The sequence below is a fragment of the Enterobacter sp. WCHEn045836 genome (genome assembly GCF_003965585.1).
Classification (GTDB): domain Bacteria; phylum Pseudomonadota; class Gammaproteobacteria; order Enterobacterales; family Enterobacteriaceae; genus Enterobacter; species Enterobacter dissolvens.
In genome coordinates this window covers 180,522-195,784 of the sequence record NZ_RXPT01000006.1, presented here as the reverse complement: position 1 = coordinate 195,784, position 15,263 = coordinate 180,522, and the positions used below count along the sequence as shown (strand labels likewise).

11 protein-coding genes are annotated in these 15,263 nt (G+C 54.6%); 5 read left to right on the top strand and 6 right to left on the bottom strand.

Features of this window, described 5'->3' with window-relative positions; all coding sequences use genetic code 11:
* Positions 1–8: 8 nt before the first annotated feature.
* The 3 genes from EKN38_RS10095 (at position 9) to speD (ending at position 2,136) form a co-directional block, all read left to right on the top strand.
* On the top strand, positions 9–356 hold the full coding sequence (locus EKN38_RS10095) for a YacC family pilotin-like protein (protein ID WP_014830675.1): 348 nt from the start codon (positions 9–11) through the stop codon (positions 354–356).
* A gap of 115 nt (positions 357–471) precedes the next feature.
* A complete protein-coding gene (gene speE, locus EKN38_RS10090; protein ID WP_014830674.1) occupies positions 472–1,341 on the top strand; it encodes a polyamine aminopropyltransferase in 870 nt (289 codons plus the stop codon).
* Positions 1,342–2,136, top strand: a complete 795-nt coding sequence (gene speD, locus EKN38_RS10085) for an adenosylmethionine decarboxylase (RefSeq protein ID WP_013095609.1) — start codon at positions 1,342–1,344, stop codon at positions 2,134–2,136.
* A gap of 31 nt (positions 2,137–2,167) precedes the next feature.
* Here the strand turns inward: speD and yacL are convergent, their stop codons facing one another.
* Complete coding sequence (gene yacL / locus EKN38_RS10080; protein WP_014830673.1) at positions 2,168–2,530, bottom strand: protein YacL; 363 nt, start codon at positions 2,528–2,530, stop codon at positions 2,168–2,170.
* A gap of 186 nt (positions 2,531–2,716) precedes the next feature.
* Positions 2,717–5,314 (bottom strand): bifunctional aconitate hydratase 2/2-methylisocitrate dehydratase, encoded by a 2,598-nt coding sequence (acnB, locus tag EKN38_RS10075; protein WP_014830672.1) that lies wholly within the window; start codon positions 5,312–5,314, stop codon positions 2,717–2,719.
* 420 nt (positions 5,315–5,734) lie between these two features.
* On the opposite strand from acnB, the gene EKN38_RS10070 reads away from it, so the two are divergent.
* Positions 5,735–7,279 (top strand): DUF3300 domain-containing protein, encoded by a 1,545-nt coding sequence (locus tag EKN38_RS10070; RefSeq protein ID WP_014830671.1) that lies wholly within the window; start codon positions 5,735–5,737, stop codon positions 7,277–7,279.
* 10 nt (positions 7,280–7,289) lie between these two features.
* Entirely contained in the window at positions 7,290–8,081 is a 792-nt protein-coding gene (locus EKN38_RS10065; protein WP_014830670.1) for a DUF2950 family protein, read from the top strand.
* A 51-nt stretch (positions 8,082–8,132) separates the two neighbouring features.
* On the opposite strand, the gene lpdA is transcribed toward EKN38_RS10065, so the two are convergent.
* From lpdA to pdhR, 4 genes are all read right to left on the bottom strand, one after another.
* Positions 8,133–9,557 (bottom strand): dihydrolipoyl dehydrogenase, encoded by a 1,425-nt coding sequence (lpdA, locus tag EKN38_RS10060; RefSeq protein WP_014830669.1) that lies wholly within the window; start codon positions 9,555–9,557, stop codon positions 8,133–8,135.
* 197 nt (positions 9,558–9,754) lie between these two features.
* The gene (gene aceF, locus EKN38_RS10055; RefSeq protein ID WP_014830668.1) at positions 9,755–11,647 is read right to left on the bottom strand and encodes a pyruvate dehydrogenase complex dihydrolipoyllysine-residue acetyltransferase; all 1,893 of its coding nucleotides are present in this window, start codon (positions 11,645–11,647) and stop codon (positions 9,755–9,757) included.
* Positions 11,648–11,661: 14 nt separating this feature from the next.
* The gene (aceE, locus tag EKN38_RS10050; RefSeq protein WP_014830667.1) at positions 11,662–14,325 is read right to left on the bottom strand and encodes a pyruvate dehydrogenase (acetyl-transferring), homodimeric type; all 2,664 of its coding nucleotides are present in this window, start codon (positions 14,323–14,325) and stop codon (positions 11,662–11,664) included.
* A 123-nt stretch (positions 14,326–14,448) separates the two neighbouring features.
* Positions 14,449–15,213 carry a pyruvate dehydrogenase complex transcriptional repressor PdhR gene (pdhR, locus tag EKN38_RS10045; protein ID WP_013095596.1) on the bottom strand — a complete coding sequence of 255 codons (765 nt, stop codon included), beginning with the start codon at positions 15,211–15,213 and terminating at the stop codon, positions 14,449–14,451.
* Positions 15,214–15,263 lie beyond the last annotated feature (50 nt).

Below are 15,263 nucleotides of genomic sequence, written 5' to 3'. Positions count from 1 at the left end.
TAGAAGCAATGAAGACGTTTTTCAGGACAATTTTGTTCACCAGCCTGATGGCAATGTGTGCGAACAGCTATGCGCTCAGTGAAAATGAAGCGGAAGATATGGCCGATCTGACGGCAGTTTTTGTATTCCTGAAAAATGATTGTGGCTACCAGAATTTACCCAACGGGCAAATTCGTCGCGCACTGGTCTTTTTTGCCCAGCAGAACCAATGGGATCTCAGCAACTACGACAGCTTTGACATGAAAGCGCTCGGTGAAGACAGCTACCGCGATTTAAGCGGTATCGGTATCCCTACGGCAAAAAAATGCAAAGCGCTGGCTCGCGATTCGCTTAGCCTGCTCGCCTACGTGAAATAACCTTCCCGACGCCTCTTGTTTCGCCTGGAACCGTGCAACCACGGTTATAGTTAGCTATCATGTTTCGCTCATTTTTCGTGAGTGTAACGGATGTTAACGAAGGAGGAGTCCGCGTATGGCCGATCACACGTTGTGGCATGAAACACTGCATGACCAGTTTGGTCAGTACTTTGCCGTTGATAACGTGCTTTATCATGAGAAAACCGATCATCAGGATCTGATCATCTTCGAGAATGCCGCTTTTGGCCGCGTAATGGCGCTGGACGGCGTGGTGCAAACCACCGAGCGGGATGAGTTTATCTATCATGAGATGATGACCCACGTCCCGCTGCTGGCCCATGGCCACGCGAAGCACGTGCTGATTATCGGCGGCGGCGACGGGGCGATGCTGCGCGAAGTCTCCCGCCATCAGTCCATTGAAACCATCACCATGGTGGAGATCGATGCGGGCGTGGTCTCATTCTGTCGTCAGTACCTGCCCAACCATAATGCGGGTAGCTACGACGATCCGCGCTTTAAGCTGGTGATTGACGATGGCGTGAACTTCGTCAACCAGACCAGCCAGACGTTTGACGTCATTATCTCTGACTGTACCGACCCTATTGGCCCCGGCGCGTCGCTGTTTACCTCGTCGTTCTACGAAGGTTGCAAGCGTTGCCTGAACCCTGGCGGTATCTTTGTGGCACAAAATGGCGTCTGCTTCCTGCAGCAGGATGAAGCGCTCGACAGCCACCGCAAACTGAGCACCTATTTTGGCGATGTCAGCTTCTATCAGGCTGCCATTCCGACCTACTACGGCGGGATCATGACCTTTGCCTGGGCGACGGATAACGATGTCCTGCGCCATCTGTCCACGGAAATTATCCAGGCGCGCTTCCATCAGGCGGGTCTCCAGTGCCGTTACTACAATCCCGCGGTTCATACCGCAGCCTTTGCCTTGCCGCAGTACCTGCAAGATGCACTGTCCTCCCAGGGGGTGAACTAATTGAAAAAGCTTAAACTGCATGGCTTTAACAACCTGACCAAAAGCCTGAGTTTTTGTATTTACGATATCTGCTATGCCAAAACAGCGGAAGAACGCGATGGCTACATCGCCTATATCGATGAACTCTACAATGCCAACCGACTGACCGAGATCCTGTCGGAAACCTGTTCCATTATCGGCGCTAATATCCTGAACATCGCCCGCCAGGATTATGAACCCCAGGGCGCCAGCGTGACCATTCTGGTCAGCGAAGAGCCGGTCGACCCAAAACTAATCGATAAAACCGAGCATCCAGGCCCGCTGCCGGAAGTGGTTGTCGCGCATCTCGATAAAAGCCATATCTGCGTACATACCTACCCGGAAAGCCACCCGGAAGGCGGACTGTGTACGTTCCGCGCTGATATCGAAGTATCCACCTGCGGCGTGATCTCGCCGTTAAATGCGCTGAACTATTTAATCCACCAGCTGGAATCCGATATCGTTACCATTGATTATCGTGTGCGTGGTTTCACGCGTGATATCAACGGTATGAAGCACTTTATCGATCACGAGATCAACTCCATTCAGAACTTTATGTCCGAGGACATGAAATCGCTGTATGACATGATGGACGTGAACGTGTACCAGGAGAACATCTTCCACACCAAGATGCTGCTTAAGGAGTTTGACCTTAAGCACTACATGTTCCACACAAAGCCAGAAGATTTAAGCGAAGAAGAGCGCAAGGTCATTACCGACCTGCTCTGGAAAGAGATGCGCGAAATCTACTACGGCCGCAATATTCCGGCCGTGTAAGACGCGCGAGGAGCAAGGACGCTCCCGTGTGCTATTTCTGTTTCATGAACGCCCGGTACGCCGCCACGACCTGCAGAAAGTCCTCCACGCCGCACAGCGACAGACTCTCTTCGTCGTAGTAGCTCATCCCCTCTTCCATCTCGTCGCCCGAGAATTCCAGCTGGTTGGCTCGCACCATCACCTCTTCGCCATCCATCCACAGCGTGTATTCATGACCCGCGCGTTGCCAGGAGCGTTCACTGCCTTTCACCGTATTCGCCGCCTGTTCAACTTCATCAAGAAGCGCGAGATTTTCTTTCACCTCTTCGTTAAACCAGTGTCCAACGGCTTCGTGGCCCATCGACATACGCACTTTCACCACCCCGGTGATGTCGCGCAGAAATTCGTAATCCATAGTGTTTTCCTCTGCAAAGCCATTACGGTAATTATCGCAGCAGAGAGGAAGAAAAAAAGCGTGTGAGGCGGGAGGAATGAAAATAAAAAGGTGAGAGCAAGACCCTGCGGCCTGATGCCCTCACCCCGTCCCTCTCCCACGGGAGAGGGTGCAAACACTAAAAACCGTGTAGAGACGGTTTTGCTTTTATACCGCCGTCTGGAAGATCACCCCGTCAGCTTTCTCGGTGTACTGAGAGAGCTGGTCGAAGTTCAGATAGCGATAGGTATCCACCGCTGTCTTATCAACCTGAGCCACAAAGGTCTGGTACTCTTCCGGCGTTGGCAGTTTGCCAATCAGCGCCGCAACCGCCGCCAGCTCAGCAGACGCCAGGTAGACGTTAGCACCGGTACCTAAACGGTTCGGGAAGTTACGGGTAGAGGTGGAGACCACCGTCGCACCGTCTGCCACGCGCGCCTGGTTACCCATACACAGGGAACAGCCAGGGATTTCGATACGCGCACCGCTCTTACCAAACACGCTGTAATAGCCCTCTTCGGTCAGCTGTGCCGCATCCATACGGGTTGGCGGTGCCACCCACAGGCGGGTTGGCAGCTGGCCTTTGTGAGTATCCAGCAGTTTACCGGCAGCACGGAAGTGGCCGATGTTGGTCATACAGGAACCGATGAATACTTCGTCGATCTTATCGCCCTGCACGTCAGACAGCAGACGCGCATCGTCAGGATCGTTCGGTGCACAGAGAATTGGCTCTTTAATGTCTGCCAGATCGATGTCGATCACCGCCGCATATTCTGCGTCAGCATCGGCTTCCAGCAGCTGCGGATCCGCCAGCCATTTCTCCATGCCCTGAATACGACGCTCCAGCGTACGACGATCGCCGTAGCCTTCCGCAATCATCCACTTCAGCAGGACAATGTTAGAGTTCAGATACTCAATGATCGGCTCTTTGTTCAGCTTGATGGTACAACCCGCGGCGGAACGCTCTGCAGACGCATCGGTCAGCTCGAATGCCTGCTCAACTTTGAGATCCGGCAGCCCTTCAATTTCCAGAATGCGGCCAGAGAAGATGTTTTTCTTACCTTTCTTCTCAACGGTCAGCAGGCCCTGTTTGATGGCATACAGCGGGATAGCGTGAACCAGGTCGCGCAGGGTGATACCTGGCTGCATTTTACCTTTGAAGCGCACCAGTACCGATTCCGGCATATCCAGCGGCATCACGCCGGTCGCTGCGGCAAACGCCACCAGACCGGAGCCCGCCGGGAAGGAGATACCAATCGGGAAACGGGTATGGGAGTCACCGCCAGTACCGACGGTATCCGGCAGCAGCATACGGTTCAGCCAGGAGTGGATAACACCGTCGCCCGGACGCAGGGAGACGCCGCCACGGTTCATGATGAAGTCTGGCAGCGTGTGGTGCGTGGTTACGTCAACCGGCTTCGGATACGCCGCCGTGTGACAGAAGGACTGCATGACCAGGTCAGACGAGAAGCCCAGGCACGCCAGGTCTTTCAGTTCGTCACGGGTCATTGGGCCTGTGGTGTCCTGAGAACCCACGGAGGTCATCTTCGGCTCGCAGTAAGCACCCGGACGGACGCCGGCTACGCCGCACGCGCGGCCAACCATTTTCTGCGCCAGCGAGAAGCCACGATTGCTTTCTGCGACGTCTTTCGCATGACGGAACACGTCTGAGTGCGGCAGACCCAGCGCTTCACGCGCTTTAGTCGTCAGGCCACGACCAATGATCAGCGGAATACGGCCACCGGCACGCACTTCGTCGATCAGCACGTCGGTTTTCAGCTCGAAGCTCGCCAGCAGCTCGTTGGTGTCGTGGTTACGGACTTCACCTTTGTACGGGTAAACGTCAATCACGTCGCCCATGTTCAGGTTAGACACATCCACTTCGATTGGCAGTGCGCCAGCATCTTCCATGGTGTTGAAGAAGATTGGGGCAATCTTACCGCCCAGGCACAGACCGCCGCCGCGTTTGTTCGGCACATGCGGAATGTCGTCACCCATAAACCACAGGACGGAGTTGGTTGCGGATTTACGGGAAGAACCGGTACCGACAACGTCACCGACGTAAGCCAGCGGGAAGCCTTTTTTCTGCAACGCTTCGATCTGTTTGATCGGGCCGACAACGCCAGGCTGATCCGGCTCAATGCCTTCACGGGCGTTTTTCAGCATCGCCAGGGCGTGCAGCGGGATATCCGGACGAGACCATGCATCCGGTGCCGGAGAGAGGTCATCGGTGTTGGTTTCACCGGTAACTTTGAATACGGTAACGGTAATTTTTTCAGCCAGCGCAGGACGGTTCAGGAACCATTCGGCATCGGCCCAGGACTGCATCACCTGCTTCGCATAGACGTTGCCTGCTTTGGCTTTTTCTTCCACATCGTAGAAGTTATCGAACATCAGCAGCGTTGAAGAGAGCGCTTTAGCGGCAATCGGTGCCAGCGTGTCGTTATCCAGCGCGTCAATCAGCGGATGAATGTTATAACCACCCTGCATGGTGCCGAGCAGTTCAATGGCTTTTTCAGGAGTAACCAGTGGGGAGGTGGCTTCGCCTTTGGCGATAGCAGCAAGGAATCCGGCTTTTACGTAGGCAGCTTCATCTACGCCAGGCGGTACGCGGTTGATCAGCAGATCTAACAGGAATTCTTCTTCGCCCTTAGGCGGGTTCTTCAGCAGCTCGACGAGCGCGGCCATTTGGGTTGCATCTAACGGTTTGGGTACAATTCCCTCGGCGGCACGTTCTGCTACGTGCTTACGGTATTCTTCTAGCACGACGGTTCTCCTCGCTCTCATTGTCATATGCGGCGGGCGTTCTCTTCACGCTCCTGTGAGACAGCAGTTTGTAGGGTAAATGCCCGATACCGCGTCGGGCAGCATAGCAGGATTTCTGCACAGTGTTAATCCGTTTACAAAAAAGCAACATTAAAAAATTTGCTGAATCGTTAAGCATGGTGTAGAGGGCAGACAGGGGGAATTTTGGCAACTCGCTGCGGTCCGCTCGCAAGAGCGGCCTTCTGAAATCCCAGCGGCTTTTCAGCTATCACATATAATTGTGTAATAAATACTCACACTCTTTATCCGGACGTACCGACAGTTCCCCAACAAAAGTCAAAACAGTAAAAGGCGAGTGAATAATACTCACGCCAACCGTAACGCCTCACGGCACAGCGCTTGTCTCGTTGGAGTCATTTTATGAAGTTGCCCTTTAAACCCCATCTGCTTGTTCTTCTGTGCAGTGCCGGGCTGTTTGCCGCCTCAGGCGTGATGTTTGTCAAAAGTCGGGCGACAGAGCCTGCCGTCCCCGCTCCCGTCGCACAACAACCGGTAACCCCCGCAGCAGCGCAACCCGCGCCCGTCGTCGCTCCAGCCTATACGGCTGCGCAAATCGATCAGTGGGTTGCTCCCATCGCGCTCTATCCGGATGCCCTGCTGTCACAAATTTTAATGGCCTCGACCTACCCGGCCAACGTCATCCAGGCGGCGCAGTGGTCCAAAGACAACCCTAAAATGGAAGGAGACGCCGCTATTCAGGCCGTTGCCAGCCAGCCCTGGGATCCCAGCGTAAAATCGCTGGTCGCGTTTCCTCAACTGATGTCGCTGATGGGTGAAAACCCGCCGTGGGTACAAAATCTGGGGGATGCGTTTCTCGCGCAACCGAAAGATGTCATGGATTCCGTCCAACGCCTGCGCGCGCTGGCACAAAAGACCGGCGCCTTACAATCAACGCCTCAGCAGACGGTCACCACCGTGACAAAACCTGCTCCGGCCAAATCAGCCACCAGCGAATCGACGACTTCCACCACGCCTGCCCCGACGGTAATCAAAATTGAATCCGCGGATCCGCAGGTCGTTTACGTCCCCACCTATAACCCCAATACCGTCTACGGTACCTGGCCAAACACTGCCTACCCGCCGACCTATCTTCCTCCTTCTCCGGGAGAGCAGTTTACGGACAGTCTGGTTAAAGGCTTAGGCTTCAGCCTGGGCGTGGCGACAACCTACGCCATCTTCAGCAACATCGACTGGGATGATGACGACGACTGGGACCACCATCATGACGATGACTGGAATCACGGCGGCTATAACCGCAACGGTGATAACAATATCAATATCAACGTTGAGAACTTCAATAAAATCAGTGGCCAACGCCTGACGGATGCCAACCGCACCTGGCAGCATAACCCGGCATATCGGGAAGGTGTGCCCTACCCCACCAGCCAGCTCAATAACCGCTTCCATTCCACTGACACGGTAACGGGGCTCAGTTCTACGCAGCAAAAACCGGTTAACCGCGACAGCCAGCGTCAGGCGGCCCTGAGCCAGATGGAGAAATCGACAGGCAAAACCTTCCCGCAAACCGCGCGTCCGGGAACCAAAGATGCACAGCGCCAGGCTTCAGGCGAACAGCTGAAGCAGATATCCCAGCGCAACAACTACCGTGGCTACGACACCAGACCGCAAACGGCAAAGCGAACCACCTCGCAGCAGCGTGAGAATCGCCATGCCGTAACCCAGCGACAGGAGAAACGGATCGCGCAGCCCGCCCAGCAACGCCATATCCCGCAGCGAACCAGCCAGCCTCGCGCGAATGCGCTGAGCGGCAACGACAGCCGCTCTGCCAACTGGCAAGCCCAGCAGCAGCGGGGAGCGCAAAGCAGACAACTGGCTGCCCGTCATCAGCAGCCGCGTCAGGCACCTGCCGGACGTGCTGAACACCGTGAATTCCGTCATCGTTAAGGGAGCCAACATGAAAACGAATCTTGTCTGTGGAATGGTGTTGTTCATGATGTCCGCCGCTGCGATGGCACAGCAATCCTTCAGCACGCCCGCTCAGGCGACCGATGCGCTGGCGCAGGCCATCAGTGAGCAGAATGAAACGGCGATGAACAATCTGCTTGGAGAGAACTGGCGCGATTTTCTGCCGCCTGAAGGGGTCGATCCTGATGCCGTCGATCGTTTCCTGCGCGACTGGAAGGTGCGGCACAACACGGTTATCGACGGTAATACGGCGCATCTGGTTGTCGGAAATAACGACTGGCAGCTGCCCATCCCGGTTGTCAAAACCGCTGCCGGATGGCAATTCGATATCAAGGAGGGCGCCGAGGAGATCCTGACCCGCGAGATCGGGCGTAACGAGCTTGCCGCCATCGAAGCATTACATGCCTATGTGGATGCCCAGCAGAGCTATTTCGCCATGAATCAAAAATACGCGCAGAGAATTGTCAGCTCTGAAGGGAAAAAAGATGGTCTCTACTGGCCCGTTTCGCCGGGTGAAGCCCCCAGCCCGCTGGGGCCGGCCTTCAGCCCCAAAGAGCCCGGTGCAGGCTATCACGGCTATCGGTTCCGTATCCTGCCATATGAGAAAGGCTTTGCGATGGTGGCATGGCCCGTCAGCTATGGCCAGACAGGCGTCATGAGCTTTGTGATAAACCAGGATGACAAGGTGTACCAGGCCGATCTCGGCAATGATTCTGAGCAGAAAGCCCAGGCGTTAACTGCCTATAACCCGGATAAAACCTGGCAGCCTGTGGCTCCCTGAATCCAGCACATAAAAAAAGCGGCCAGAGGCCGCTTTTTTATCTGAAGAAACTTATTTCTTCTTCGCTTTCGCGTTTGGCAGGTCGGTGATGCTACCTTCAAACACTTCTGCCGCCAGGCCCACGGACTCGTGCAGAGTCGGGTGAGCGTGGATGGTCAGCGCGATGTCTTCTGCGTCGCAACCCATTTCGATCGCCAGACCGATTTCACCCAGCAGCTCGCCGCCGTTGGTACCGACAATCGCACCACCGATAACGCGGTGGGTCTCTTTGTCGAAGATCAGTTTGGTCATACCGTCTGCGCAGTCGGAAGCGATAGCACGGCCAGAAGCAGCCCACGGGAAGGTGGCGGTTTCGTAGCTGATGCCTTTCTCTTTCGCTTCTTTCTCGGTCAGACCTACCCATGCCACTTCTGGCTCGGTGTACGCGATAGATGGGATCACTTTCGGATCGAAGTAGTGTTTCATGCCGGCGATAACTTCAGCGGCAACGTGACCTTCGTGAACACCTTTGTGCGCCAGCATTGGCTGACCAACGATATCGCCGATAGCAAAGATGTGCGGCACGTTAGTGCGCAGCTGTTTGTCAACGCGGATGAAGCCACGGTCGTCCACTTCCACGCCAGCTTTGCCCGCGTCGAGGTTCTTACCGTTCGGCACACGGCCGATCGCCACCAGCACGGCGTCGTAACGCTGTGGTTCGGATGGCGCTTTTTTACCTTCCATGGAAACGTAAATACCGTCTTCTTTCGCTTCAACGGCAGTCACTTTGGTTTCCAGCATCAGGTTGAATTTCTTGCTGATACGCTTGGTGAAGACTTTAACGATGTCTTTATCCGCAGCCGGGATAACCTGGTCGAACATTTCAACCACGTCAATATCGGAACCCAGTGCATGGTACACGGTACCCATTTCCAGACCGATGATACCGCCGCCCATAACCAGCAGGCGTTTTGGAACGGTTTTCAGTTCCAGGGCATCGGTGGAATCCCACACGCGTGGATCTTCATGTGGAATGAATGGCAGCTCGATTGGACGAGAGCCCGCCGCGATGATCGCGTTGTCGAAGTTGATCACGGTTTTGCCGTTTTCGCCTTCCACTTCCAGGGTGTTCGCGCCGGTGAATTTACCCAGACCGTTAACCACTTTTACTTTACGGCCTTTCGCCATGCCAGCCAGACCACCGGTCAGCTGAGTGATAACTTTCTCTTTCCAGGTACGGATTTTGTCGATATCGGTTTTCGGCTCGCCGAAGACGATACCGTGTTCAGCCAGCGCTTTGGCTTCTTCGATAACTTTCGCGACGTGCAGCAGCGCTTTAGAAGGGATACAACCTACGTTCAGACAAACACCGCCAAGGGTGTTGTAACGTTCTACGATGACGGTTTCCAGACCTAAATCAGCGCAACGGAAGGCTGCAGAGTAACCTGCGGGACCTGCCCCAAGTACCACGACCTGAGTTTTGATTTCAGTACTCATCATGACCTCTTATTGATTTCCGGCGGTCCAGGTACTTGTCGCCCTTCATCCACCGGGACGTTCTATCCGCCCGCAGTTTACAAAATTGTTAACAATTTTGAAACAACAAACGGCTCACGAATTGTCGCTTTCGCCAATAACCTCACAAACCACATGAGATTAACAGAAAAAAGCCGGCCGACTGGCCGGCTTTTCACTTACATCACCAGGCGGCGAATGTCGCTCAGCATGTTGTTGATGATGGTGATGAAACGCGCACCATCAGCACCGTCGATAACGCGGTGGTCGAAGGACAGAGAGATTGGCATCATCAGACGCGGCACGAACTCTTTGCCATTCCACACCGGCTCCATCGCGGACTTGGACACACCGAGGATAGCCACTTCCGGCGCGTTAACAATCGGTGCGAAGTGGGTGGTACCCAGGCCGCCGATGCTGGAGATAGTGAAGCAGCCGCCCTGCATTTCGCCGGCAGTCAGCTTACCATCACGCGCTTTTTTGGAGATGGTGGTCAGTTCACGGGACAGCTCAGTGATGCTCTTCTTGTTCACGTCTTTGAAGACCGGAACAACCAGACCATTTGGCGTATCAACCGCAACACCGATGTTGATGTATTTCTTCAGCGTCAGCTTCTGGCCATCTTCGGACAGGGAGCTGTTGAAGCGTGGCATCTGCTCCAGAGCCGCAGCAACCGCTTTCATGATGAAGACCACTGGGGTGAATTTCACGTCCAGTTTACGCTTCTCAGCTTCGGCGTTCTGCTGTTTACGGAACGCTTCCAGATCGGTGATATCGGTTTTGTCGAAGTGCGTAACGTGCGGGATCATTACCCAGTTACGGCTCAGGTTAGCACCAGAGATTTTCTGGATGCGGCCCAGTTCCACTTCTTCAATTTCGCCGAACTTGCTGAAGTCCACTTTCGGCCATGGCAGCATGCCCGGGATACCGCCGCCTGCGGCTGCAGCTGGTGCAGCTTCAGCGCGTTTCACCGCGTCTTTCACATAAGCCTGAACGTCTTCGCGCAGGATACGACCTTTACGGCCAGTCCCTTTCACTTTCGCCAGGTTCACGCCGAATTCGCGCGCCAGGCGACGAATCAGCGGGGTCGCGTGGACATAAGCGTCATTTTCAGCGAACTCAGATTTGCTTTCCGCTTTTGCAGCAGGTGCCGCTGGTTTAGCAGCCTGAGTCGGTGCAGCAGCCGGTGCTGGAGCAGCCGCGGCAGCCGGAGCTGCGGCAGGCGCAGCGCCTTCCACTTCGAAGACCATGATCAGAGAACCGGTAGACACTTTGTCGCCGGTGCTGATTTTGATCTCTTTAACGGTACCCGCGAACGGCGCAGGCACTTCCATAGACGCTTTGTCGCCTTCAACGGTGATCAGTGACTGTTCAGCGGCAACTTTGTCGCCCACTTTCACCATCACTTCGGTCACTTCAACTTCGTCACCGCCGATGTCAGGAACGTTAACGTCTTTCACGCCGCCTGCTGCTGGTGCAGCCGCAGGAGCCGGAGCAGCAGCCTGAGCTGGCGCAGCGGCAGGTGCAGCACCCGCCACTTCGAAGATCATGATCAGAGAGCCGGTAGACACTTTGTCACCGGTGTTGATCTTGATCTCTTTAACGGTGCCCGCGAACGGCGCCGGCACTTCCATAGACGCTTTATCGCCTTCTACGGTGATCAGAGACTGCTCAGCCGCAACGGTATCGCCCACTTTCACCAGGATTTCAGTGACTTCAACTTCGTCACCGCCGATGTCAGGCACGTTAACTTCTTTCGCTGCCGCGGCAGCTGCTGGAGCAGCGGCGGCCGGAGCTTCTTTCTTCTCTTCCTGCGCAGGTGCAGCTGCTGCTGCACCGTCGGCGGAATCGAAAATCATGATCAGTTTGCCAGTCTCGGTTTTATCGCCAACAGAGACTTTGATCTCTTTAACGATGCCAGCCTGAGGAGACGGGACTTCCATAGAGGCTTTGTCGCCTTCTACGGTGATCAGCGACTGTTCAGCTTCAACTTTGTCGCCTACTTTGACCAGGATCTCGGTGATTTCAACTTCATCAGCCCCGATGTCCGGTACATTGATTTCGATAGCCATTATTCTTTTACCTCTTACGCCAGACGCGGGTTAACTTTTTCTGCATCGATGTTGAATTTGGTAATTGCGTCCGCAACCACTTTCTTATCGATTTCGCCACGTTTAGCCAGTTCGCCCAGTGCTGCTACAACCACGTAAGAAGCATCAACTTCGAAGTGGTGACGCAGGTTTTCGCGGCTGTCAGAACGACCGAAGCCGTCAGTACCCAGTACGCGATAATCATCAGCTGGAACGTAAGTACGAACCTGCTCAGCGAACAGTTTCATATAGTCAGTAGACGCCACCGCTGGCGCGTCGTTCATCACCTGAGCGATGTACGGAACGCGTGGGGTTTCCATTGGGTGCAGCATGTTCCAGCGCTCACAATCCTGGCCATCACGCGCCAGTTCAGTGAAGGAGGTCACGCTGTATACGTCGGAACCCACACCGTAGTCTTTCGCCAGGATCTGCGCTGCTTCACGAACGTGACGCAGAATAGAACCGGAGCCCAGCAGCTGAACTTTACCTTTGCTACCTTCGAGGGTTTCGAGTTTGTAGATACCTTTACGGATACCTTCCTCGGCACCTGCTGGCATTGCCGGCATGTGGTAGTTTTCGTTCAGGGTGGTGATGTAGTAGTAAATGTTCTCTTGCGCTTCGCCGTACATGCGCTGCAGACCGTCATGCATGATGACTGCCACTTCGTACGCGTAAGACGGGTCGTAAGAGATACAGTTAGGGATAGTCAGAGACTGAATGTGGCTGTGGCCATCTTCGTGCTGCAGACCTTCACCGTTCAGGGTCGTACGACCGGAAGTACCACCAATCAGGAAGCCGCGAGCCTGCTGGTCGCCTGCCTGCCAGCACAGGTCACCGATACGCTGGAACCCGAACATGGAGTAGTAGATGTAGAACGGGATCATCGGCAGGTTGTTGGTGCTGTAGGAGGTCGCAGCAGCCAGCCAGGATGCGCCTGCGCCCAGCTCGTTGATACCTTCCTGCAGGATCTGACCTTTCTCGTCTTCTTTGTAGTAAGCAACCTGCTCACGGTCCTGCGGGGTGTACTGCTGGCCGTTCGGGCTGTAGATACCGATCTGACGGAACAGACCTTCCATACCGAAAGTACGCGCTTCGTCAGCGATGATTGGCACCAGACGATCTTTGATCGACTTGTTCTTCAGCATCACGTTCAGGGCACGAACGAAAGCGATAGTGGTGGAGATCTCTTTGTTCTGCTCTTCCAGCAGCTGAGAGAAGTCTTCCAGCGCTGGCAGTTCCAGTTTCTCGGTGAAGTTAGGCTGACGAGCTGGCAGGTAGCCTTTCAGCGCCTGACGACGTTCGTGCAGGTACTTGTGCTCTTCAGAACCTTCCGGGAAGGTTATGTAAGACAGGTTTTCTACCTGCTCATCGGTTACTGGCACGTTGAAACGGTCGCGGATATAACGCACGCCGTCCATGTTCATTTTCTTAACCTGGTGAGCGATGTTTTTACCTTCTGCGGTATCACCCATGCCGTAACCTTTGATAGTGTGGGCCAGGATTACAGTCGCTTTACCTTTGGTTTCGCGCGCTTTTTTCAGTGCAGCGTAGATTTTCTTCGGATCGTGACCACCACGGTTCAGCGCCCAGATCTGCTCATCAGTCCAGTCTGCAACCAGTGCGGCGGTTTCAGGATATTTGCCGAAGAAGTGCTCACGAACGTAGGCACCGTCTTTGGATTTGAAGGTCTGGTAGTCACCGTCAACGGTTTCGTTCATCAGCTGGATCAGTTTACCGCTGGTGTCTTTACGCAGCAGTTCGTCCCAACGGGAACCCCACATCACTTTGATAACGTTCCAGCCAGCACCAGCGAAGATGCCTTCCAGTTCGTTGATGATCTTGCCGTTACCGGTTACCGGACCATCCAGACGCTGCAGGTTACAGTTGATGATGAAGCACAGGTTGTCCAGCTTCTCACGGGTAGCGATGGTGATCGCACCTTTAGACTCTGGCTCATCCATTTCGCCGTCGCCCAGGAAGGCGTAAACGGTTTGCTCAGAGGTATCTTTCAGACCACGGTGTTCCAGGTATTTCAGGAATTTAGCCTGATAGATCGCACCGATAGGGCCCAGACCCATGGATACGGTCGGGAACTGCCAGAATTCAGGCATCAGTTTAGGGTGCGGATAAGAAGACAGACCTTTACCGTGAACTTCCTGACGGAAGTTGTTCATCTGCTCTTCAGTCAGACGACCTTCCAGGAATGCACGTGCATAGATGCCCGGAGAGATGTGGCCCTGGAAGTACACCAGATCGCCGCCGTCTTTCTCGTTGGCTGCACGGAAGAAGTGGTTGAAGCACACTTCGTAAACGGTCGCAGAGGACTGGAAGGACGCCATGTGGCCACCCAGTTCCAGATCTTTCTTGGACGCGCGCAGAACGGTCATGATGGCGTTCCAGCGGATGGCAGAACGGATACGGCGTTCCAGATCCAGATTGCCCGGGTATTCCGGTTCGTCTTCAACGGCAATCGTGTTTACGTAGTTGCTAGCCCCTGCACCTGAAGCAACCTTCACGCCGCCTTTGCGGGCTTCAGAAAGCAGCTGATCAATCAGATACTGAGCGCGCTCAACACCTTCTTCACGGATGACCGATTCGATCGCCTGTAGCCAGTCGCGAGTTTCGATCGGATCCACGTCATTTTGGAGACGTTCTGACATGGGGGTATTCCTTATCTATCTAATACGTTGATTTGTCTGGAACCTGTCCCATTGTATTTTCGCCAGAAAACACAATAAGACAGGTTCTGCGTTTAGTTGCCGCGCTCTAAAAGTACCTGGCGCTTAATCCTTTCGTTGCTGTATGCGGCGTAATGAACGTTCGCGACGCGATTGTTCTCGGCTGCGGTCCAGCAAGATTTCCTCAATGAAAGCCAGATGTCGGTGCGACGCTTCGCGCGCCTGCTCCGGTTCCCCGGCCATTATCGCCTCGAATACTCGGGTGCGATGGTTGCTTACCAGTGGGAGCATGTCCCGACGGGCATACAACAATTCAAAATTCTGACGAACGTTCTGGGCCAGCATCGGCTCCATGCAGCGTAGCAGATGGAGGAGCACCACGTTGTGTGCCGCTTCGGTGACGGCAATCTGATACTGGACGACGGCATTGGACTCGGCGTCTAAGTCGCCGGACTGCTGTGCCCGTTCAATGGCCTGATGCAGTTCGCGGATACGCACGCGATCTTCATCAGTGCTGCGAAGGGCGGCGTAATAGGCCGCGATACCTTCAAGCGCGTGACGGGTCTCAAGCAGATCAAACTGGGATTCTGGGTGGTCAGAGAGAAGTTCTACCAGCGGATCGCTGAAGCTCTGCCACAGGCTGTTTTGTACAAAGGTTCCGCCGCCCTGGCGACGAAGCAGCAAGCCCTTTGCTTCGAGGCGTTGAATTGCCTCACGCAGAGAGGGACGGGATACGTCGAACTGTTTAGCCAGCTCGCGTTCTGGCGGAAGTTTCTCACCCGGGCGCAGTGTCCCTTCGAGGATTAAAAACTCCAGCTGCTGCTCAATCACATCAGATAGTTTTGGTTGGCGAATTTTGCTGTAGGCCATATTCCCTGTCTTACGCCTTTTTGCCCGGAGTCAATTGGTCTTACCAATTT